At 59.9% G+C, this 19,288-nt stretch carries 20 protein-coding genes; 17 read left to right on the top strand and 3 right to left on the bottom strand.

What is annotated here, in order from left to right; translation table 11 throughout:
* Nucleotides 1–4 precede the first annotated feature (4 nt).
* On the bottom strand, nt 5–970 hold the full coding sequence (locus E7738_RS01575) for a tripartite tricarboxylate transporter substrate binding protein (RefSeq protein WP_241492952.1): 966 nt from the start codon (nt 968–970) through the stop codon (nt 5–7).
* A 132-nt stretch (nt 971–1,102) separates the two neighbouring features.
* On the opposite strand from E7738_RS01575, the gene tctD reads away from it, so the two are divergent.
* A complete protein-coding gene (tctD, locus tag E7738_RS01580) occupies nt 1,103–1,774 on the top strand; it encodes a transcriptional regulator TctD (RefSeq protein WP_394516025.1) in 672 nt (223 codons plus the stop codon).
* Complete coding sequence (locus E7738_RS01585) at nt 1,765–3,141, top strand: sensor histidine kinase (RefSeq protein ID WP_394516026.1); 1,377 nt, start codon at nt 1,765–1,767, stop codon at nt 3,139–3,141. Before tctD ends, E7738_RS01585 begins: the two co-directional genes overlap by 10 nt.
* Here the strand turns inward: E7738_RS01585 and E7738_RS01590 are convergent.
* On the bottom strand, nt 3,128–4,033 hold the full coding sequence (locus E7738_RS01590; protein ID WP_088517062.1) for a DMT family transporter: 906 nt from the start codon (nt 4,031–4,033) through the stop codon (nt 3,128–3,130). The genes E7738_RS01585 and E7738_RS01590 overlap by 14 nt on opposite strands.
* Before the next feature lie 95 nt (nt 4,034–4,128).
* On the opposite strand from E7738_RS01590, the gene E7738_RS01595 reads away from it, so the two are divergent.
* The 15 genes from E7738_RS01595 (at nt 4,129) to hisP (ending at nt 18,215) form a co-directional block, all read left to right on the top strand.
* A complete protein-coding gene (locus tag E7738_RS01595; RefSeq protein ID WP_394516027.1) occupies nt 4,129–4,908 on the top strand; it encodes an AraC family transcriptional regulator in 780 nt (259 codons plus the stop codon).
* A gap of 57 nt (nt 4,909–4,965) precedes the next feature.
* Nucleotides 4,966–6,102 (top strand): 4-phosphoerythronate dehydrogenase PdxB, encoded by a 1,137-nt coding sequence (pdxB, locus tag E7738_RS01600; protein WP_394516028.1) that lies wholly within the window; start codon nt 4,966–4,968, stop codon nt 6,100–6,102.
* 77 nt (nt 6,103–6,179) lie between these two features.
* On the top strand, nt 6,180–7,190 hold the full coding sequence (locus E7738_RS01605) for an aspartate-semialdehyde dehydrogenase (protein WP_394516029.1): 1,011 nt from the start codon (nt 6,180–6,182) through the stop codon (nt 7,188–7,190).
* Entirely contained in the window at nt 7,190–8,002 is an 813-nt protein-coding gene (truA, locus tag E7738_RS01610) for a tRNA pseudouridine(38-40) synthase TruA (RefSeq protein ID WP_058758421.1), read from the top strand. Before E7738_RS01605 ends, truA begins: the two co-directional genes overlap by 1 nt.
* A 27-nt stretch (nt 8,003–8,029) precedes the next feature.
* Nucleotides 8,030–8,692, top strand: coding sequence for a DedA family protein (locus E7738_RS01615; RefSeq protein ID WP_010617492.1), 663 nt, complete (start codon nt 8,030–8,032; stop codon nt 8,690–8,692).
* A 132-nt stretch (nt 8,693–8,824) separates the two neighbouring features.
* Nucleotides 8,825–9,733 (top strand): acetyl-CoA carboxylase, carboxyltransferase subunit beta, encoded by a 909-nt coding sequence (accD, locus tag E7738_RS01620; protein ID WP_021509178.1) that lies wholly within the window; start codon nt 8,825–8,827, stop codon nt 9,731–9,733.
* A 72-nt stretch (nt 9,734–9,805) separates the two neighbouring features.
* Nucleotides 9,806–11,074, top strand: a complete 1,269-nt coding sequence (gene folC / locus E7738_RS01625) for a bifunctional tetrahydrofolate synthase/dihydrofolate synthase (protein ID WP_215800803.1) — start codon at nt 9,806–9,808, stop codon at nt 11,072–11,074.
* Nucleotides 11,064–11,813 (top strand): cell division protein DedD, encoded by a 750-nt coding sequence (gene dedD / locus E7738_RS01630; RefSeq protein WP_325923928.1) that lies wholly within the window; start codon nt 11,064–11,066, stop codon nt 11,811–11,813. The genes folC and dedD overlap by 11 nt, the downstream gene beginning before the upstream one ends.
* A gap of 250 nt (nt 11,814–12,063) precedes the next feature.
* A complete protein-coding gene (gene cvpA / locus E7738_RS01635; RefSeq protein WP_021509181.1) occupies nt 12,064–12,549 on the top strand; it encodes a colicin V production protein in 486 nt (161 codons plus the stop codon).
* A 33-nt stretch (nt 12,550–12,582) separates the two neighbouring features.
* The gene (gene purF / locus E7738_RS01640; protein WP_021509182.1) at nt 12,583–14,100 is read left to right on the top strand and encodes an amidophosphoribosyltransferase; all 1,518 of its coding nucleotides are present in this window, start codon (nt 12,583–12,585) and stop codon (nt 14,098–14,100) included.
* 113 nt (nt 14,101–14,213) lie between these two features.
* Nucleotides 14,214–14,783: a UbiX family flavin prenyltransferase gene (locus tag E7738_RS01645; protein WP_058769895.1), complete on the top strand. Its 570-nt coding sequence runs from the start codon at nt 14,214–14,216 to the stop codon at nt 14,781–14,783.
* 274 nt (nt 14,784–15,057) lie between these two features.
* On the top strand, nt 15,058–15,840 hold the full coding sequence (argT, locus tag E7738_RS01650) for a lysine/arginine/ornithine ABC transporter substrate-binding protein ArgT (RefSeq protein WP_031280032.1): 783 nt from the start codon (nt 15,058–15,060) through the stop codon (nt 15,838–15,840).
* Between the two features lie 193 nt (nt 15,841–16,033).
* On the top strand, nt 16,034–16,720 hold the full coding sequence (locus E7738_RS01655) for a histidine ABC transporter permease HisQ (RefSeq protein ID WP_282996022.1): 687 nt from the start codon (nt 16,034–16,036) through the stop codon (nt 16,718–16,720).
* The gene (locus E7738_RS01660; RefSeq protein WP_021509186.1) at nt 16,717–17,433 is read left to right on the top strand and encodes an ABC transporter permease; all 717 of its coding nucleotides are present in this window, start codon (nt 16,717–16,719) and stop codon (nt 17,431–17,433) included. Before E7738_RS01655 ends, E7738_RS01660 begins: the two co-directional genes overlap by 4 nt.
* Nucleotides 17,434–17,441: 8 nt before the next feature.
* A complete protein-coding gene (gene hisP / locus E7738_RS01665; RefSeq protein WP_058769896.1) occupies nt 17,442–18,215 on the top strand; it encodes a histidine ABC transporter ATP-binding protein HisP in 774 nt (257 codons plus the stop codon).
* 102 nt (nt 18,216–18,317) lie between these two features.
* Here the strand turns inward: hisP and E7738_RS01670 are convergent, their stop codons facing one another.
* Entirely contained in the window at nt 18,318–19,265 is a 948-nt protein-coding gene (locus E7738_RS01670; RefSeq protein WP_282996024.1) for a sugar-binding transcriptional regulator, read from the bottom strand.
* Nucleotides 19,266–19,288: the final 23 nt, after the last annotated feature.

Raw genomic sequence — 19,288 nt, forward strand, 5'->3', positions numbered from 1 at the left:
TCCGTTATTTCGCCAGGCCGAAGGATTTCGCCTGTTCGCGATAGTCAGCCACCTGTTTTTTCACGTAAGCGTCCAGCTCGCTCCCGAACAGGTTGAACTCAAACAGACCGCGCAGATCGCGCTGCTGCTGAAACTCTTTGGTGGTGACCAGTTTTTTAAACGCCTGTTCCCACCACTGATAATCGGCGTCGCTGACTTTAGGGCCGAGGTAATAGCCGCGAATGATCGGCCACTCGACGTTAAAGCCCTGCTCTTTGGCGGTCGGGATGTCAGCCAGTTCGCCCGGCAAACGTTTATCGCTCATCACGGCGAGCACGCGCATCTTGCCGCTTTGCAGATGGGGCACCATTTCGCTCATGTCGCCTGATACCACCTGGATGTGATTGCCAAGCAGCGCGGTGACCGGTTCGCCGCCGCCTTCGAACGCCACATAGCGCATTTTGCGCGGATCGATACCGGCTTCCCGCGCCAGCAGCGCCGTTTTCATCCAGTCCTGGCTGCCGATGGAGGCGCCGGCACCAACCACCACTTTGGTCGGATCGTTCTTCATCGCCGCCAGCAACTCGCCCAGCGTTTTCCACGGTGCATCGGCACGCACCGCCACCATGCCGTAGTCGGTGCCGACGGCCGCCAGCCACTTCACGTCATCCACCGAGTAACGGCCAAACTTGCCCTGCGACAGGTTCAGCAGCGACCCGCCGGAGAAGGCCACCAGCGTGCCTGCTTCGGCGGGCCGCTGCGCAATGATGGCGTTGTAAGCCACGGCACCGACGCCACCGGGCATGTAGGTTACGCGCATCGGCGTGGTGATCTGCCCGGTTTCCTGCAAGGAAACCTGGATCAGTTTACAGGTCAGATCAAAACCGCCGCCGGGTTTGGCCGGGGCGATACATTCGGTCCGCTCGGGTGCTGCGGCCTGAGCCGCCGCGAGGGAAAAAGCCAGCAGGGTTGTGGCAAAGGCGGTGCGCATTGTTTTTTTCATCTGTCGCTCCATTGTTTCTTCCAGAGTGTGATTGCCACCGAACATTCGGGGTTGCTGAATTGTTAAAACAGCAACCTTTCATTTACCTTTCAGCCATCGGCAAAACTAACAGGATGTGATATGCGTCTCTTACTGGTGGAAGATACCGTGGAGCTGGCCAACTGGCTGCAGAAAGCGCTGACGCAAAAAGGCTTCGCCGTGGACTGGGTGGCCGACGGGGTGGCGGCGGACCATGTGCTGCAAAGCGAAGACTATGCGCTGGTAGTGCTGGACGTGTCGCTGCCGCGGCTCGATGGCCTGGCGGTTCTGGCGCGCCTGCGCCGGCGCGGGCAACACGTGCCGGTGCTGCTGCTCACCGCACAAAGCGCGCTGCAGCAGCGCGTGCAGGGACTGAATGCCGGCGCCGATGATTACCTCACTAAACCGTTTGAGCTGGACGAGCTGGACGCGCGGCTGCGCGCGCTGCTGCGCCGCAGCCAGGGGCAGGCAACGCAGACGCAAAGCCTCGGCCAGCTGGAGCGCGATGCGGAAGGCTATTTCCTGCTGAATCACAAACCGCTGCCGCTGACGCCGCGCGAGGCCAGCGTGCTATCGACGCTGATGCAGCGTCCGGGGCGGCCGGTGTCGCGCCAGCATCTGTACGAGCAGACCTTCACGCTGGCGGATGAGGCCAGCCCGGAGAGCATTGAGCTGTATGTGCATCGGGTACGCAAAAAGCTGGCGGGCAGCGACGTGGCGATCATCACGCTGCGCGGCCTCGGTTATAGCCTCGAGGTTCAGCCGTGCGACTGATTCACTCGCTGCGCGGCGAATTGCTGGCATGGCTGGGGGTGCCGCTGCTGCTGCTGTGGGGATTATCGGTCTACACCCACTATCAGAGCGCGCTGCAGGCGGCAAATCAGGCCTACGATCGCTCGCTGCTGGCCTCGGCGCGCACCGTGGCCGAGCGGCTGGTGGTACGTCATCAGCGGCTGGAGGTGGATGTGCCGTGGGTGGTGCTGGACAGCTTTGAGCGCAACATGAACGACCAGCTGTTCTACCAGGTGATTTCGCCTGAAGGGCACACGCTGTCCGGCTATCCCGATTTACCGCTGGTGCCGGGCAACGCGCCGCTGTCCGATGTCTATCCGGCGCTGGTGCATTTCTACGATGCGCACTACCGCAAGCAGCCGATTCGCGTGGCCGCGCTGTGGCAGCCGGTGAACGAGGAAGGCGTGCAGGGCATGGCGCTGGTGCTGGTGGCGGAAACGCTTAACTCACGCCACGCCTTTGCCGACAGTCTGCTGCGCACTGCGCTGATCAGCCAGAGTTTTCTGGTGCTGATCACGCTGCTGCTGGCCGGGCTGCTGCTGCGGAAAGTGCTGCGCCCGCTGCGCCGGCTGTCACGCATGATGCTGCGCCGCGCGCCGGGCGAACTGACGCCGCTGCCGTCGCTGCTGCCGTGGTCCGAACTGCAGCCGCTGATCGTCGCCTTCAACCGCCATCTGGAGCGGCTGCGCGGGCTTCTGGCGCGGCAGGAACGCTTTAGCGCCGATGTGTCGCACCAGCTGCGCACGCCGCTCACCATCCTGAAAACCCAGGTTGGCGTCGCGCTCAGCAGCGACGACCCGCAGCAGTGGCGCGAAAGCCTGCAGGGCATGCGCCACACGCTGGACGACACCGTTCAGCTCACCGATCGCCTGCTACAGCTGGCGCAAATCAGGGCGCGTCACGGCGAAGACAAGCCTTTCAGTGAGGTCAACCTGAGCGACATCGTGCAGCAGGCCTGTTTTAGCGGTTATGCGGCGGCGCGGCGTAAACAGATCGACCTGGGCTTTGAAGAGCAGGCGGCGAGCCAGGTGCAGGGCGATGCGCTGTTGCTGGCCGAGCTGTGCGCCAATCTGCTGGACAACGCCATCAAATACACGCCACACGGCGGTACGGTGACCGCGCGGCTGCGGCAAAAGGTGCTGGAGATTGAAGACAGCGGGCCGGGCATCGCGGCGGATCAGCAGCGGCAGGCGCTGCAGCCGTTTGGCCGGCTCGATCACGCCAGCCAGCCCGGCGCGGGCATCGGACTGGCGCTGGTGCAGGATATCTGCGCCTGGCACGGCGCGCAGCTGCAGCTGGACCGCAGCCCGCAGCTGGGCGGCCTGCGGGTGACGGTTAGCTTTCGCTGATCGGTGGAGTCATCGCGCGCGCTTTACGCAGCGGGGTTTTCAGCCGCTGCGCCAGGATCACCCCGACCAGCGTCAGACCGCCGCCAATCCAGTGATAAGCATGCAACTGTTCGTGCAGGAACAGCACGGCAATGAGGGCGGTAAACACCGGCACCACGTTCATGAAAATACTGGTGGTGCTGGCGCCGAGGCGCTGCACGCCGAGGATCCACAGGAACGGCGCTACAATCGAGGCAAACAGCCCGGCGAACAGCACCAGCGGAATATTGTCGGCATTCAGCGCCACCTCCGGCGCGTGCCAGAAGCCGGGCAGCAGCAACAGCACGCCGAAGAAAATTTGCACGTACAGGCTTTGCCACGTCGGCAGCGGGATTGCCCAGCGCTTCGTCAGTACGCCGTACAGCGCGTAGGAGGTTGAGGCTGCCAGCATCATCAGCTCGCCGTTGCCGAGGCGCTGACTCAGCAGCTGCGCCGGGTTGCCGGCGCTCACCAGCCACACCAGCCCGGCAAACGACAGCAGGCCGCCAATCAGGATGCCGCGCGTCGGCGCAAGGCGCAGTACCACCAGGCTGAGCAGGATGGTCAGCAGCGGAATGGTGGCGCCGAGAATCCCCATCATCACCGCCGAAACGCTGTGTGCCGCATAATAGGCGAGGCTCTGGTACAGCACCATGCCGAGCAGGCCCAGCACCAGCAAGCGCCACAGCTGGGTTTTGATGGTGTGACGATGGCGCCATACGCCCGGCAGGCAGAACGGCGTGAGCACCAGCAGCGCCAGCAGCCAGCGGTAAAAAGAGATGGCAGCAGGATCGATGCTGCCGGCAGACAGCTTGCTGACGATGGTGTTGATCGACCAAATCAGCACCGCCACCAGCGGTAACAATAAGTTCATAGTACGGCTCCAAATGTAAATCGCGACTAGCTTACGTTTGACCGGTTTAAAGCAGATAGTTAAAATCGGACAAAATTCGTTAGTGACCGGACAGAATGAATCTTCAGGTTGAGTATCAGCCACCGCGCGACGCGCCGCTGCTGCGTTTTTTCATGCGCTATGAGCAAACCAACGCCAAAACTGAATACCTGCCGCACCAGCACGACTGGGGCCAGGCGATATTCGTCACCAGCCACGTGCTGGAGATGGAAGTGGAGGGCGAGCGGCTGCTGACGCCGGCCGAAATGCCGATCTGGATCCCGCCGGGCCAGCGCCACAGCAGCTACAACCACTGTCAGGCGCAGTTTCGCACCTTCAACCTTGCCGCTGATTTATGCGCCGGCATGCCGGAGAAAGCCTGCCTGCTGAGCGTGGACGCCATCGTGCACGCCATCATGAATGATTTTGCCCGCCGCGTGCTGGAGCAGCCGCAGAGCGACGCCGACTGGCGGCTGTGCGAAGTGCTGATTGATCGGCTGCGTCTCGCGCCGGTGAACACCAGCTATCTGCCGATGTCCGACGATAAATTCCTCGCGCCGATTTTGCGCGCGCTGGAAGAGAATCCGGGTGATAACACCACGCTGGCACAATGGGCGAAGCGCGTGTTTACCACCGAGCGTACGCTGGCGCGGCGCTGTCAGCAGCAGTTGCAGATGTCATTCAGCGAGTGGCGCCAGCGTTTACGCTTTTTGCGCGCAATTGCGCTGCTGGAGCAGGGCTGCAGCGTGCAGGGCATCGCCCACGAGCTGGGCTACAGCTCCGCCTCCGCGCTGATCGTGATGTTTCAGCAGCAGGCCGGCACCACGCCGGATCGCTATCGCAGTCGGTTAGGTTAATCCCCGGCTTTGTGCCATGATATGCCCCGTTTATTTCAAGCAGACAGGACCGCCGCCGTGAAAATTCTCGTCGATGAAAATATGCCTTACGCCCGTGAACTGTTCAGCCGCACCGGAGAGGTGGTGGCGGTGCCGGGCCGCCCGCTGCCGGCAGCCGAACTGCAGGATGCCAGCGCGCTGATGGTGCGCTCCGTCACCAAAGTGGATGCCGCGCTGCTGGCCGGCACGCCGGTGAAGTTTGTCGGCACCGCCACTGCCGGCACCGATCATGTCGATGATGCCTCGCTGGCGGCGGCCGGGATCGGCTTCTCGGCCGCGCCGGGCTGTAACGCGATTGCGGTGGTGGAGTACGTGTTCTCCGCGCTGCTGCTGCTGGCCGAACGCGACGGCTTTGATCTGCGCGATCGCACCGTGGGCATCGTCGGCGTCGGTAACGTGGGCGGACGGCTGGCTAAACGCCTCGCCGCGTGGGGAGTAAAAACCCTGCTGTGCGATCCGCCGCGCGCCGATCGCGGCGATGACGAAGATTTTCACTCGCTCGACGCGCTGGTGGCGCAGGCCGATATCCTGACCTTTCACACGCCGCTGTTTAAAGATGGGCGCTATAAAAGCTGGCATCTGGCAGATGCCGCACTGCTGATGGCGCTGCGCCCCAACACCATTCTGATCAATGCCTGCCGGGGTCCGGTGGTGGATAACGCCGCGCTGCTGGAGGTGCTCCGGCTGCGTAACGATCTCAGCGTGGTGCTGGACGTGTGGGAACCGGAGCCGGATCTCAACCTCGATCTGCTGGACAAGGTCGATATCGCCACCGCGCATATCGCCGGTTATACCCTTGAAGGGAAGGCGCGCGGCACCACTCAGGTATTTGAGGCGTGGAGCGCGTTTATCGGTCAGCCGCAGCAGGTGGCGCTGGACACGCTGCTGCCGCGCCCCGAGTTTGGCACCCTTACGCTGCACGGCAAGCTCGATCAGCCGACACTGAAACGCCTGGTGCATCTGGTGTATGATGTGCGCCGCGACGATGCGCCACTGCGCAAAGTGGCCGCGCAGCCGGGCGAATTTGATCGCCTGCGCAAGCAGTATGTCGAGCGCCGCGAGTGGTCTTCGCTGCAGGTGATCTGTGATGAGGCGGAGAGCGCGGCGCTGCTCAATCAGCTTGGCTTCAGCGCCACGCTGCGGGCGAATCACTAATCTCTGATTTTTCTGAATTAATGGGCGATGCATGTCATCGCCTCTCTTTTTTATGTCATTGTCTGGAGTAAACCAACATGTCTGACGGCTGGAATATTGCGCTACTGGGCGCGACAGGCGCAGTAGGGAACGCTGTACTGGAACTGCTGGCGGAACGCCAGTTCCCGGTTGGTGAGTTATATCTGCTGGCGAGTGAAAACAGCGCCGGCGAAAGCGTGCGCTTTGACGGTCGCTCGCTGCGCGTGCAGGATGCGGCGGAATTTGGCTGGTCGCAGGCGCAGCTGGCGTTCTTTACCGCCGGTCGCGAGGCGTCGGCGCGTTATGCTGAAGAAGCCGCCAGCCAGGGTTGCCTGGTAATCGACAGCAGCGACCTGTTCGCGCTGGAGCCGGACGTGCCGCTGGTGGTGCCGGATGTCAATCCACAGGTGCTGGCGGATTACCGCAATCGCAACATCATTACCGTGGCCGATGCGCTGGTGAGCCAGCTGTTAAGCGCCATCAAACCGCTGGTGGATACCGCCGGTTTAGGCCGTCTGCAGGTGACCAACCTGGTGTCGGTCTCCAGCCACGGCAAAGCGGCGGTAGACGGCCTGGCCGGTGAAAGCGCGCGGCTGCTGAACGGCGTACCGGCCGATGAGCACTATTTTGGCCGCCAGCTGGCGTTCAACCTGCTGCCGCAGCAGGCGGACAGTGCCGGCAGCGTGGCGAGCGAGCGCCGGCTGGTCGATCAGGTGCGTAAAGTGCTGCAGGACGAAGGATTACCGATTGCGGTGAGCAGCGTGCAGGCGCCGGTGTTCTACGGCAACGCGCAGATCGTCTATATCGAAAACCTGCGGCCGCTGTCGGCGGAGGAAGCGCGTGACGAACTGGCGCGCGCCGACGATATCAGCCTGAGCGACGACGGTGATTACCCGACGCCGGTCAGCGACGCCTCCGGCAATGAAGCCCTGAGCATCGGCAGCGTGCGCAACGACTACGGCATCCCGGAGCTGCTGCAGTTCTGGTCGGTGGCCGACAACATCCGCTTCGGCGGCGCGCTGATGGCGGTGAAAACTGCAGAGAAGCTGGTGCAGGAGTATCTGTATTAATGCTGGAAGACGCGACCCCGTTTAAGCTGGCGCTCGGCATTGAGTATGACGGCAGCCGTTACTACGGCTGGCAGCGCCAGAATGAAGTACGCAGCGTGCAGGAAAAGCTGGAAAAAGCGCTGGCGAAAGTGGCCAATCACCCGGTGAACGTGTTCTGCGCCGGACGCACCGACGCGGGCGTGCACGGCACCGGCCAGGTGGTGCATTTTGAGACCACCTCCTCGCGTGCCGACAGCGCCTGGACGCTGGGCGTGAACGCCAACCTGCCAGACGATATTGCGGTGCGCTGGGTGAAAGCGGTGCCGGAAAGCTTTCATGCGCGCTTCAGCGCCACCGCGCGCCGTTATCGCTACGTGATTTACAACCAGCGGCTGCGCCCGGCGATTCTCGGCAACGGCATTACCCATTTTTACCATCCGCTGGATGCGGAAAAAATGCACCGCGCCGCCCAGGCTTTACTGGGTGAGAACGATTTTACCTCGTTCCGTGCAGTGCAGTGCCAGTCGCGCACGCCGTGGCGCAACGTGATGCATCTCAACGTCACGCGCCTGGGGCCGTACGTGATTGTCGATATCAAAGCCAACGCCTTTGTGCATCACATGGTACGCAATATCGTCGGCAGTCTGCTGGAGATTGGCTGCGGCAATCAGCCGGAAACGTGGATGGCCACGCTGCTGGCGGCAAAAGATCGTACGCTGGCGGCGGCAACGGCGAAAGCCGAAGGGCTGTATCTGGTGGCGGTGGATTACCCTGCTCAGTTTGCGTTACCTCAGCCTGCGCTGGGACCGTTGTTCCTCGCGGATTCATTTTAATCGGAAAGTGTCAGGGAGTTAGCTGTTATGGAGTTTATCCACTTTATCGTCGATTTCATTCTGCACATTGACGTGCATCTGGCCGAGCTGGTGGCGCAGTACGGCATCTGGATTTACGCCATTTTGTTCCTGATTCTGTTCTGTGAAACCGGGCTGGTGGTTACGCCGTTCCTGCCGGGTGATTCGCTGCTGTTCGTCGCCGGTGCGCTGGCGGCGCTGCCGGGCAACGACCTCAACGTGCACCTGATGGTGACGCTGCTGGTGATTGCCGCGATCCTCGGCGACGCGGTTAACTACACCATTGGCCGGCTGTTTGGCGAGAAGCTGTTCAGTAACCCGAACTCGAAAATTTTCCGCCGCAGCTACCTCGACAAAACCCACGCGTTTTACGATCGCCACGGCGGCAAAACCATTATACTTGCGCGCTTTGTGCCAATCGTGCGAACCTTTGCCCCCTTTGTGGCGGGAATGGGACACATGTCTTATCGCCACTTCGCGCTCTTTAACGTGACAGGCGCGCTGCTGTGGGTCCTGCTATTCTCCTATGCCGGTTACCTGTTTGGTGACCTGCCGGTGGTGCAGGAAAACCTTAAGTTGCTGATTGTCGGCATCATCATTGTCTCGGTACTGCCAGGCGTGATTGAAGTGTGGCGTCACCGCCGCCAGGCGCGTCAGCACAAGTCGCAGTAAGCCTGTTACCAGATTTTTATCCACAGCGTGAACGGGTTGTGGTTTAATGAGCGACATTTACGGCCTGCTGAAGGTGATTTCAGCAGTAACGACAAGACTGGACCAGGTCAGCATTAAACAGAAAGGTCATCAATGAGCTGGATTGAACGCATACTGAATAAAAGCACTACCACGCCTTCGCGCAAAGCCAGCATCCCGGAAGGGGTGTGGACCAAATGCGATAGCTGTGGTCAGGTGCTGTACCGCGCCGAGCTGGAGCGCAACCTTGAAGTCTGCCCGAAGTGCGACCACCACATGCGTATGCACGCGCGCGAGCGTCTGCATAGCCTGATGGATGAAGGTTCGATGACAGAGCTGGGTAGCGAGCTGGAACCGAAAGACCTGCTCAAGTTCCGCGACTCGAAGAAGTACAAAGATCGTCTGGTTGCGGCACAGAAAGAGACCGGCGAGAAAGATGCGCTGGTGGTAATGAAAGGCCAGCTGCACGGTATGCCGGTGGTGGCTGCCGCGTTTGAGTTCTCCTTTATGGGCGGCTCAATGGGCTCGGTGGTCGGCGCCCGTTTCGTGCGTGCGGTTGAGCAGGCGCTGGAAGACAACTGCCCGCTGATCTGCTTCTCCGCCTCTGGTGGTGCGCGTATGCAGGAAGCGCTGCAGTCGCTGATGCAGATGGCGAAAACCAGTGCGGCGCTGGCAAAAATGCAGGAGCGCGGTCTGCCGTATATTTCGGTACTGACCGACCCGACCATGGGTGGCGTCTCCGCCAGCTTCGCGATGCTGGGCGATTTGAACGTCGCTGAGCCAAAAGCGCTGATCGGCTTTGCCGGCCCACGCGTAATTGAACAGACGGTACGTGAAAAGCTGCCGCCGGGCTTCCAGCGCAGTGAGTTCCTGATCGAAAAAGGCGCGATCGACATGATCATCCGTCGTCCGGAAATGCGCTTTAAGCTGGCCAGCCTGCTGGCGAAAATGATGAACCTGCCGGCACCGCTGCAGGATGGTGATCGCCCGACTGCGGCTGAGCCGGAGAGCAACGAAGCCTGACAGGCAACCGAAAGGCGCAGAGTGATGCGCCTTTTTATTCATGCACCACATCGTAAAGAGCTAACAGGGCACATGGACACTCTTCACCTCCCGCAAGCCACGTCGCCTCTGGCCACGTGGCTTCATTATCTTGAGCATCTGCATTCTCAGGCTATCGATCTGGGCCTGGACCGTATTCAGCGCGTCGCCGCACGCCTCGACCTGCTAAAACCCGCTCCGTTTGTCTTCACCGTCGCCGGCACCAACGGCAAAGGCACCACCTGCCGTACGCTGGAAACCCTGCTGATGGCCGCAGGCTATCGCGTTGGCGTCTACAGCTCGCCGCATCTGGTGCGTTACACCGAACGCGTGCGCGTGCAGGGCGCTGAGCTGGATGAAGCCCGGCACAGCGCCAGCTTTGCCGCCATTGAGGCCGGACGCGGCGATATTTCGCTCACCTACTTTGAGTTTGGCACGCTGTCCGCGCTCAATCTGTTCCGTGAAGCGCAGCTGGATGTCGTGATTCTGGAAGTGGGGCTGGGTGGCCGGCTGGATGCGACAAACATTGTCGACGCCGACGTGGCGGTGATCACCAGCATTGCGCTGGACCACACCGACTGGCTGGGGCCGGATCGCGCCAGCATCGGCCGCGAGAAGGCCGGCGTATTCCGCGGCGGTAAACCGGCGGTGGTCGGCGAGGCCGATATGCCCGACACCATTGCCCAGGTGGCCGCGGAGAAGGGTGCGCAGCTGTTACAAATTAACCGCGACTGGCAGTGGCAGCGCGAGGGCGACACTTGGACGCTGCAGGATGCCCAGGGTGAACTGCGCGATCTGCCGCTGCCCCAGGTGCCGCTCCCTAACGCGGCCACCGCCATTGCGGCGCTGCGCGCTTCCGGCCTGACGGTGAGCGAGGCGCTGATTCGTCAGCATCTGCCGCTGGCGATTCTGCCGGGACGTTTCCAGACGGTCAGCACCGCGCCGCGCGTGATCCTTGATGTGGCACACAATCCGCATGCGGCTTATTATCTGGCTTCACGTCTCGCTGAGCTGCCGGCACACGGCACGGTGCATGCGGTGGTTGGCATGCTGCACGACAAGGATATCGCCGGGACGCTGGCCGCGCTGGCACCGCAGGTCAACCGCTGGTACTGCGCGCCGCTCGACGGCCCGCGCGGCGCGTCCGCTGATGAGCTGATGGCGCATCTGCAGGGCGGCAGCGCCTGGCAGAGCGTTGAAGCCGCGTGGCAGGCGGCGCGGCAGCAGGCTCAGCCCGACGATGTGATTCTGGTGTGCGGCTCGTTCCACACCGTGGCGCAGGTAATGCAATCGATGGCAGCGGAGAACGGCAGTGGCAAGTAAGTTTCAGAATCGTTTAGTGGGTACGGTGATTCTGGTGGCGATTGGCGTCATCGTGTTACCGGGTCTGCTGGATGGTAAGAAAAAGCATTATAAAGAGGAGTTCGCGGCGATTCCGCTGGTGCCAAAGCCTGACGATCAGCAGGACAGCGAAATGGTGCCGCCGGTGACGCAGCCGCTGCCGTCGCAGCCGCCGGAAGGCGCGAGCGCGGCGCAGCAGGCGCCCGCCAGCAGCGCAACGCAGAGCAGTGCCGCCAGCGGCAGCACGCAGCCAGCGCAAAACAGCCAGCCCAGCGTCGTGACACCGCCGCCGGTGCACCAGCAGCAGAAACCGGCAGAGCAGGTGAAGCCGAAGCCGGTCGAGCAGCCGAAGCCTAAACCGGTGGAGCAGCCGAAACCGAAGCCGGCAGAACAACCGAAAGCGACAGAACAGCCCAAAGCCACAGAGCAGCCCAAAGCGGCGGAAACGCCGAAGCAGAGCGAGCCGGTCGCACCAGCAGGACAGGCGTATGTGGTGCAGCTTGGTGCCCTGAAGAACGCCGCCAAAGTGAATGAGATCGTGGCGCAGCTGCGGCTCTCCGGCTATCGTGCCTTTACCGTGCCGTCGACGCCGGTGCAGGGGCAGATCACTCGCATTTACGTGGGGCCGGATGCGTCCAAAGCGAAACTGCAGGGCGCACTCGGTGAGCTGAAAGGCATCTCCGGCCTCGGCGGTGTTGTGAAGCCGTACAGCACACGCTGATCAACTGATAAGCCGCGCCGATAGCAGAAACAGGCGCGGCTTTTGGCGTGTTTTTTAGCGAAGCGTTACTGAAAATTTATGCAATATCAGCAGGTTAAATGGCTGACATCAACAAGGGCGAGGAAAGTTTTTTTCATCGCCCTTTTTCTCGGGACAGAACCGGAAAACCCTACGCAAACGTTTTCTTTTTCTGTTAGAATGCGCCCCGAACTGGATGCAGGGGTGCAAATGCACTGTACTGGAAGCGTTCATGATCTGGATTGATTACGTCATTATTGCGGTAGTTGGTTTTTCGGCTCTGGTCAGCCTGATTCGCGGGTTTGTCCGGGAAGCCTTATCTCTTGTTACCTGGGGATGCGCGTTTTTTGTCGCCAGTCATTACTACGCCTACCTTGCAGTCTGGTTTACAGGTTTTGACGACGAACTGGTTCGCAACGGCATCGCCATCGCGGTGTTATTCGTTGCCACCCTGATTGTGGGTGCCATCGTGAACTATGTGATCGGCTCGCTGGTTGAGAAAACCGGCTTGTCGGGAACCGACAGGGTGTTGGGGGTCTGTTTCGGGGCGTTGCGTGGCGTGCTGATTGTATCCGCCATTCTCTTCTTCCTTGATACATTCACCGGCTTTTCAAAAAGTCCGGACTGGCAACAGTCTCAACTCATTCCCCAGTTCAGTTACATCATCAGGTGGTTTTTCGATTACCTGAAAAGCACGTCGAGTTTTTTACCCCGGTAACACCGGGAGTGCGGCTAATGAGGAAATGACAACATGTGCGGTATTGTTGGTATCACCGGTTTTATGCCAGTAAACCAGTCGATCTATGACGCGTTAACGGTGCTGCAGCACCGCGGGCAGGATGCCGCCGGCATTTGTACCATCGATGCGCTGAACTGCTTCCGTCTGCGTAAGGCCAATGGCCTGGTCAGCGACGTGTTTGAAGCGCGCCACATGCAGCGTTTGCAGGGAAATATGGGTATCGGCCACGTGCGTTATCCGACTGCCGGCAGCTCCAGCGCCTCTGAAGCGCAGCCCTTCTACGTGAACTCGCCGTACGGCATCACGCTGGCTCACAACGGTAACCTGACCAACGCCCATGAACTGCGCAAGCAGCTGTTCGAAGTCGGTCGCCGTCATGTGAATACCACCTCAGATTCCGAAATCCTGCTCAACATCTTTGCTCAGGAGCTGGATCGCTTTCAGCACTATCCGCTGGAAGCTGACAACATTTTTGCTGCCGTGGCGGCGGTGCATCAGCAGGTGCGCGGCGCTTACGCCGTGGTGGCGATGATTATCGGTCACGGCATGGTTGCGTTCCGCGATCCTAACGGTATCCGTCCGCTGGTACTGGGCAAGCGTGAGCTGGCCGATGGCCGCACCGAATACATGGTGGCCTCAGAGAGCGTGGCGCTGGATACGCTCGGCTTCGAATTTATTCGTGACGTTGCGCCAGGCGAAGCGGTGTACATCACCGAGCAGGGTCAGCTCTCGACGCGCCAGTGCGCAGAGAATCCGAAAAGCAATCCGTGCCTGTTCGAGTACGTTTACTTTGCGCGTCCGGACTCGTTCCTCGACAAGATCTCCGTCTACAGCGCACGCGTGCGCATGGGCACCAAGCTGGGCGAGAAAATTGCCCGCGAGTGGGAAGATCTTGATATTGACGTGGTGATCCCGATTCCGGAAACCTCGACCGATACCGCGCTCGAGATCGCCCGTATTCTTGATAAGCCGTACCGCCAGGGTTTTGTGAAAAACCGCTACGTGGGCCGTACCTTTATCATGCCGGGCCAGCAGCTGCGCCGCAGTGCGGTACGCCGTAAGCTCAACGCCAACCGCGCTGAGTTCCGCGATAAAAACGTGCTGCTGGTGGATGACTCGATTGTGCGCGGCACCACCTCTGAGCAGATTATCGAGATGGCGCGTGAAGCGGGCGCGAAGCGCGTCTATCTGGCGTCGGCGGCACCGGAGATTCGCTTCCCTAACGTCTACGGCATCGATATGCCGAGCGCTACCGAGCTGATTGCGCACGGCCGTGAAGTGGAAGAGATTCGTCAGCTGATTAAAGCCGATGCGCTGATTTTCCAGGATCTGCAGGATCTGATCGACGCGGTGCGTGAAGAGAACCCGGATATTGCCCAGTTCGAATGCTCAGTGTTCAACGGCATCTACGTCACCAAAGACGTTGACCTGCAGTATCTGGAATATCTGCAGTCGCTGCGTAACGACGATGCCAAAGCGATTGCGCGTCAGAACGAAGTGGAGAACCTGGAACTGCATAACGAAGGTTAAGGTCAGTCTCAGGCAGACGAAACAGGGCGGGCGCAATCCCGCCCTGTTTGTTTTTGTATTTATGGCGGCGGAGCGGCTATTATTGGCGCACTCTTTTGCAGCAGGGCTGAATTATGAAACGACTCATCATTGGTATTTCCGGCGCCAGCGGCGCGATCTACGGCGTGCGTATGCTGCAGGTGCTGCAACCGTTAGCCGAAGTGGAAACCCATCTGGTGATGAGCCCGGCGGCGCGGCAAACGCTGGCGCTGGAGACCGATTACAGCCTGCGTGACGTGCAGGCGCTGGCCGATGTGGTGCACGATGTGCGCGATATCGCCGCCAGCATCTCGTCCGGCTCGTTCAAGACGCTGGGTATGGCAATTCTGCCGTGTTCCATGAAAACCCTGTCGGGCATTGTGCACAGCTACAGCGACAGTCTGCTGACGCGCGCCGCCGACGTGGTGCTGAAAGAGCAGCGCCGGCTGGTGCTGTGCGTGCGGGAAACCCCGCTGCATCTCGGTCATCTGCGCATGATGACCACGGCCGCCGAACTCGGCGCGCTGATTATGCCGCCGGTGCCGGCGTTTTATCACCGCCCGCAGCGCATCGACGATTTGATTGATCAGACGGTCAACCGCGTGCTGGATCAGTTTGATATCGAGCTGCCGGAAGATCTGTTTACCCGCTGGCAGGGTGCATGATGGTGCAATAATGCACTGAATGCGTGCAAAAGCGCGGGGCCGATCACTGTTCGTGCATCTTGTGCACCAAAAGTTAACAATCTCACTTTTTCTTCCTCACACCGCTGTTATATTTCCCTCACAAACTAAGTGCTTGCGTCCCAGATGGACGCGGTATTTAGTGCGCCTGCGCACAGTTTCGCCGATTTGCACAACTGGCATGAAACCTGCAAAACATTCAGCGCAAACACATCACGCACCACATAACAATAAGCACTTCACTTGAGGGTTACCTATGAAAAAGCGAGTTCTGGCTCTTTCTCTGATGCTGGCTATGTCCGGCGCTGCGAGCGTGTTCGCAGCGGTACCGCAGTCGCTGCGCATCGGGACCGATCCAACTTACCCGCCGTTTGAGTCCAAGAACGCGCAGGGCCAGCTGGTTGGCTTTGATATCGACCTGGCCAACGAGATCTGTAAGCGTATCAAGACCAAATGTACTTATGTGGAAAGTGATTTCGATGCGCTGATCCCGTCGCTGAAAGCGAAGAAGATCGACGCCATCATCTCTTCACTCTCGATCACCGAGAAACGTCAGGAAGAGATCGCCTTCTCGGAAAAACTGTATGCAGCGAACGCGCGTTTAGTGGCGCCGAAGGGGTCTAAACTGCAGCCGACCATTGAGTCGCTGAAGGGCAAGAACATCGGCCTGCTGCAGGGCACCACGCAGGAAACCTACGCCAATGAATACTGGCGTCCAAAAGGGGTGACCGTCACGCCGTATGCCAACCAGGATCTGGTGTATCAGGACCTGAACGCTGGCCGTATTGATGCGGCGTTCCAGGATGAAGTGCAGGCGAGCGAAGGCTTCCTTAAGCAGCCGGTCGGGAAAAACTACGCGTTCGCCGGTCCTGCGGTGAAAGATGACAAAATCTTTGGCGTCGGCACCGGTATGGGCCTGCGTAAAGATGACGCCGATCTGAAAGCTGCCATTGACAAAGCCTTTAACGACATGCGCAAAGACGGTACCTACGACAAGATTGCGAAGAAGTACTTTGATTTCAACGTTTACGGCGATTAAGACTCCTGTTCCTGAACGGGTGTATTGAGTCACGCTAACGTGGGTCATAACTATTCACTCCGGGCGCTTACTTATGTAAACTCCCGGAGTTCATACGCTTGCCACCATCCTTCCGTGATTCACATCCTGGTCAGGACTGTCCGTGTGTTGTTGGACAGCGTTTGTTTATTTCCCTCACGACAGGATCGAACCCATGTTTTATGGCTATTCTGAAGTAATTCTCAAAGGCACGCTGGTGACCCTTGAGCTGGCGCTCAGCTCGGTGGTACTGGCCGTGGTGCTGGGCCTGATAGGGGCCGGCGCCAAACTCTCCCGCAATCGCCCGCTGGCGATGATTTTTGAAGGCTACACCACGCTCATCCGTGGCGTGCCCGACCTGGTGCTGATGCTGCTGATCTTTTACGGTCTGCAGATTGCCCTCAACGCCGTAACCGATGCGCTCGGCATGGCGCAGTTTGATATCGACCCGATGGTGGCCGGTATTATTACGCTCGGCTTCATCTACGGTGCTTACTTCACTGAAACCTTCCGTGGCGCGTTTCTCGCGGTGCCGAAAGGGCAGATTGAAGCCGCCACCGCCTTCGGCTTTACCGGCTCGCAAACTTTCCGTCGCATTCTGTTCCCGGCGATGATGCGCTTTGCGCTGCCCGGCATCGGCAACAACTGGCAGGTGATCCTCAAAGCCACCGCGCTGGTGTCGCTGCTCGGCCTTGAAGATGTGGTAAAAGCCACGCAGCTGGCTGGCAAAAGTACCTGGCAACCGTTCTACTTCGCGATTGTTGCCGGGGTGATTTATCTGGTGTTTACCACGCTGTCCAACGGCGTGCTGTGGTGGCTTGAACGCCGCTACTCGGTAGGGGTGAAAAGGGCAGAGTTATGATCGAGATTATTCAGGAGTACTGGAAACAACTGCTCTGGACCGACGGTTACCGTTTTACCGGCGTGGCCATCACGCTGTGGCTGCTGATTCTTTCCGTGGTAATTGGCGGCAGCCTTGCGGTGCTGCTGGCCATCGCGCGCGTGTCGCCAAATCGCTATATCTCCACGCCGGTGTGGCTGTTTACCTATGTGTTTCGCGGCACGCCGCTGTATGTGCAGCTGCTGGTGTTCTATTCCGGCATGTACACGCTGGAGGTGGTGAAAGGCTCCGAGCTGCTGAACGCCTTCTTCCGCAGCGGCCTGAACTGTACGCTGCTGGCATTTACCCTGAACACCTGTGCTTATACCACCGAGATTTTTGCCGGTGCCATTCGCGCCGTGCCACACGGTGAAATCGAAGCCGCGCGCGCCTATGGTTTCTCGCCGTTTAAACTTTACCGCTGCATCATTCTGCCGTCGGCGCTGCGCACCGCGCTGCCCGCCTACAGCAATGAAGTGATTCTGATGCTGCACTCCACCGCGCTGGCGTTCACCGCCACCGTGCCGGATTTGCTAAAAATCGCGCGCGATATCAACTCGGCGACCTATCAGCCGTTCACCGCGTTCGGCATCGCTGCGGTGCTGTACCTGATTATCTCTTACGTGCTGATTAGCCTGTTCCGCCTTGCGGAGCGCCGCTTCCTCGCGCATGTGAAACCCTCTTCGTCGCACTGAGTATGACTATGGCTGAAAATAAATTAAGCGTTACCGAACTGCATAAGCGTTACGGTGAACATGAAGTTCTGAAGGGCGTGTCGCTGCAGGCCAACGCCGGCGATGTGATCAGCATTATTGGCTCGTCCGGTTCCGGGAAAAGTACCTTTTTACGCTGCATCAACTTCCTCGAAAAGCCGAGTGAAGGCACCATCGCGGTTAACAACGAGGCGATAAACCTGGTGCGCGACACCGATGGCCAGCTGAAAGTGGCCAACAAGGAGCAGCTGCGTTCGCTGCGTACCCGGCTGACCATGGTGTTCCAGCACTTTAATTTGTGGAGCCACATGACGGTGCTGGATAACGTCACTGAAGCACCGATTCAGGTGCTGGGGCTGAGCAAAGCCGAAGCGCGTGAGCGGGCAATTAAATACCTCGATAAAGTCGGTATTGATGCGCGCGCGCGTGCCAAATACCCGGTGCATCTGTCAGGCGGCCAGCAGCAGCGTGTCTCGATTGCCCGCGCGCTGGCGATGGAGCCGGAAGTGTTGCTGTTTGACGAACCGACCTCGGCGCTCGATCCGGAGCTGGTAGGCGAAGTGCTGCGCATCATGCAGAAGCTGGCCGAAGAGGGCAAAACCATGGTGGTAGTAACGCACGAGATGGAGTTCGCCCGTCACGTATCCAACCACGTGATTTTCCTGCATCAGGGCAAAATCGAAGAGCAGGGCGCGCCAGACGAACTGTTCGGCAACCCGAAAAGCCCGCGCCTGCAGCAGTTTTTGAAGGGATCGTTGAAATAGGTTTCTGAACCGTAGCGGCGCAATGTACTGCGCGTTTCCCGGCGATGCGGCGGACAAATCCACGCGATACAGCGCGCCGCGACGAATCACAGAAATTTTTAATTAATCATTCAGCAGTTTCAGCGCGGTGTCTTCATCCGTCACCAGCCCGGAGATCCAGCCGCCGTGCAGCGCGGCGTGAATCGCTGCGTATTTGCGCGCGCTGCCGGCAAAGCCGATGATATTGCGCTGCGTCTGGCTCTCCAGCAGCACGCTGGTCAGCAGCTCATCGGTTTCGCCGTACACCCGCTCTCCCTGCCGATTGAAAAAATGCCCCAGCATTTCACCTACCACGCCGCGCGCGTTGAGCGCTTCTACCTGCGCATCGGTGATAAAGCCTTCGGCATTGAGCGGGCAGCCCGGCATTACTTCGCCAATGCCGACAAACGCCACGTTCGCCTGTAGCGCACGCTGGGTGACGCGCTGATAGACCTGATGCTGCACCCACATCGTCTTATCCTGCGGCGTGTCAGCATACAGCGGCGCCGGAATGAAGAAATATTTGCCCTGCATCTTCTCCGCCATTTTCAGCGGTACGTCGTAGCGGGTACCGGAATCGTCACGCGCAATCGCGCCGATCATCGACACACACTGATGCTGTGGCCGTTCAACCCACGGCAGCGCATCAATCATTGAGCGCAGCGTTTTGCCGGAACCGATGCCAAACACCTGCGGCGTCTCTTCGTTGATAAACTGCGCCATCACCGCCGCGCCTTCCACCGCCAGCATTTGCTGAATCGCCTCATCATCCAGCCCGGCTGACGGCACCACGCGGCACAGCGTCAGGCCAAACTTTTGTTCGATCTCGCGCGCCAGATGCAGGCAGTGCGTGACCGGATGGTCGATCTTCACGCTGACCATGCCCATTTCACGCGCGCTGGAGACCAGCCGCTGCGCCACCTGCCGCGATAAGCCCAGCGCGCGCGCAATCTCCTGCTGCGTGACGCCCGCCACGTAATACATCCACGCTGCCCGCGCCGCCAGCTCCTGCTTCTTCTCTTCTCTGCTCATCGCCTTGTTCCGTCAAACTCCGA

This window comes from Pantoea sp. SGAir0430 (assembly GCF_043549295.1).

Excerpts from the sequence above, each read along its gene's own strand:
- E7738_RS01615 (WP_010617492.1), top strand. The coding sequence starts at position 8,030 with ATGGAGTTTATCCACTTTATCGTCGATTTCATTCTGCACATTGACGTG.
- E7738_RS01595 (WP_394516027.1), top strand. The coding sequence starts at position 4,129 with ATGAATCTTCAGGTTGAGTATCAGCCACCGCGCGACGCGCCGCTGCTG.
- E7738_RS01660 (WP_021509186.1), top strand. The coding sequence starts at position 16,717 with ATGATCGAGATTATTCAGGAGTACTGGAAACAACTGCTCTGGACCGAC.
- E7738_RS01575 (WP_241492952.1), bottom strand. The coding sequence starts at position 970 with ATGCGCACCGCCTTTGCCACAACCCTGCTGGCTTTTTCCCTCGCGGCG.
- E7738_RS01670 (WP_282996024.1), bottom strand. The coding sequence starts at position 19,265 with ATGAGCAGAGAAGAGAAGAAGCAGGAGCTGGCGGCGCGGGCAGCGTGG.
- accD (WP_021509178.1), top strand. The coding sequence starts at position 8,825 with ATGAGCTGGATTGAACGCATACTGAATAAAAGCACTACCACGCCTTCG.
- cvpA (WP_021509181.1), top strand. The coding sequence starts at position 12,064 with ATGATCTGGATTGATTACGTCATTATTGCGGTAGTTGGTTTTTCGGCT.
- E7738_RS01590 (WP_088517062.1), bottom strand. The coding sequence starts at position 4,033 with ATGAACTTATTGTTACCGCTGGTGGCGGTGCTGATTTGGTCGATCAAC.
- truA (WP_058758421.1), top strand. The coding sequence starts at position 7,190 with ATGCTGGAAGACGCGACCCCGTTTAAGCTGGCGCTCGGCATTGAGTAT.
- E7738_RS01605 (WP_394516029.1), top strand. The coding sequence starts at position 6,180 with ATGTCTGACGGCTGGAATATTGCGCTACTGGGCGCGACAGGCGCAGTA.
- E7738_RS01645 (WP_058769895.1), top strand. The coding sequence starts at position 14,214 with ATGAAACGACTCATCATTGGTATTTCCGGCGCCAGCGGCGCGATCTAC.
- E7738_RS01655 (WP_282996022.1), top strand. The coding sequence starts at position 16,034 with ATGTTTTATGGCTATTCTGAAGTAATTCTCAAAGGCACGCTGGTGACC.
- argT (WP_031280032.1), top strand. The coding sequence starts at position 15,058 with ATGAAAAAGCGAGTTCTGGCTCTTTCTCTGATGCTGGCTATGTCCGGC.
- folC (WP_215800803.1), top strand. The coding sequence starts at position 9,806 with ATGGACACTCTTCACCTCCCGCAAGCCACGTCGCCTCTGGCCACGTGG.
- tctD (WP_394516025.1), top strand. The coding sequence starts at position 1,103 with ATGCGTCTCTTACTGGTGGAAGATACCGTGGAGCTGGCCAACTGGCTG.
- purF (WP_021509182.1), top strand. The coding sequence starts at position 12,583 with ATGTGCGGTATTGTTGGTATCACCGGTTTTATGCCAGTAAACCAGTCG.
- hisP (WP_058769896.1), top strand. The coding sequence starts at position 17,442 with ATGGCTGAAAATAAATTAAGCGTTACCGAACTGCATAAGCGTTACGGT.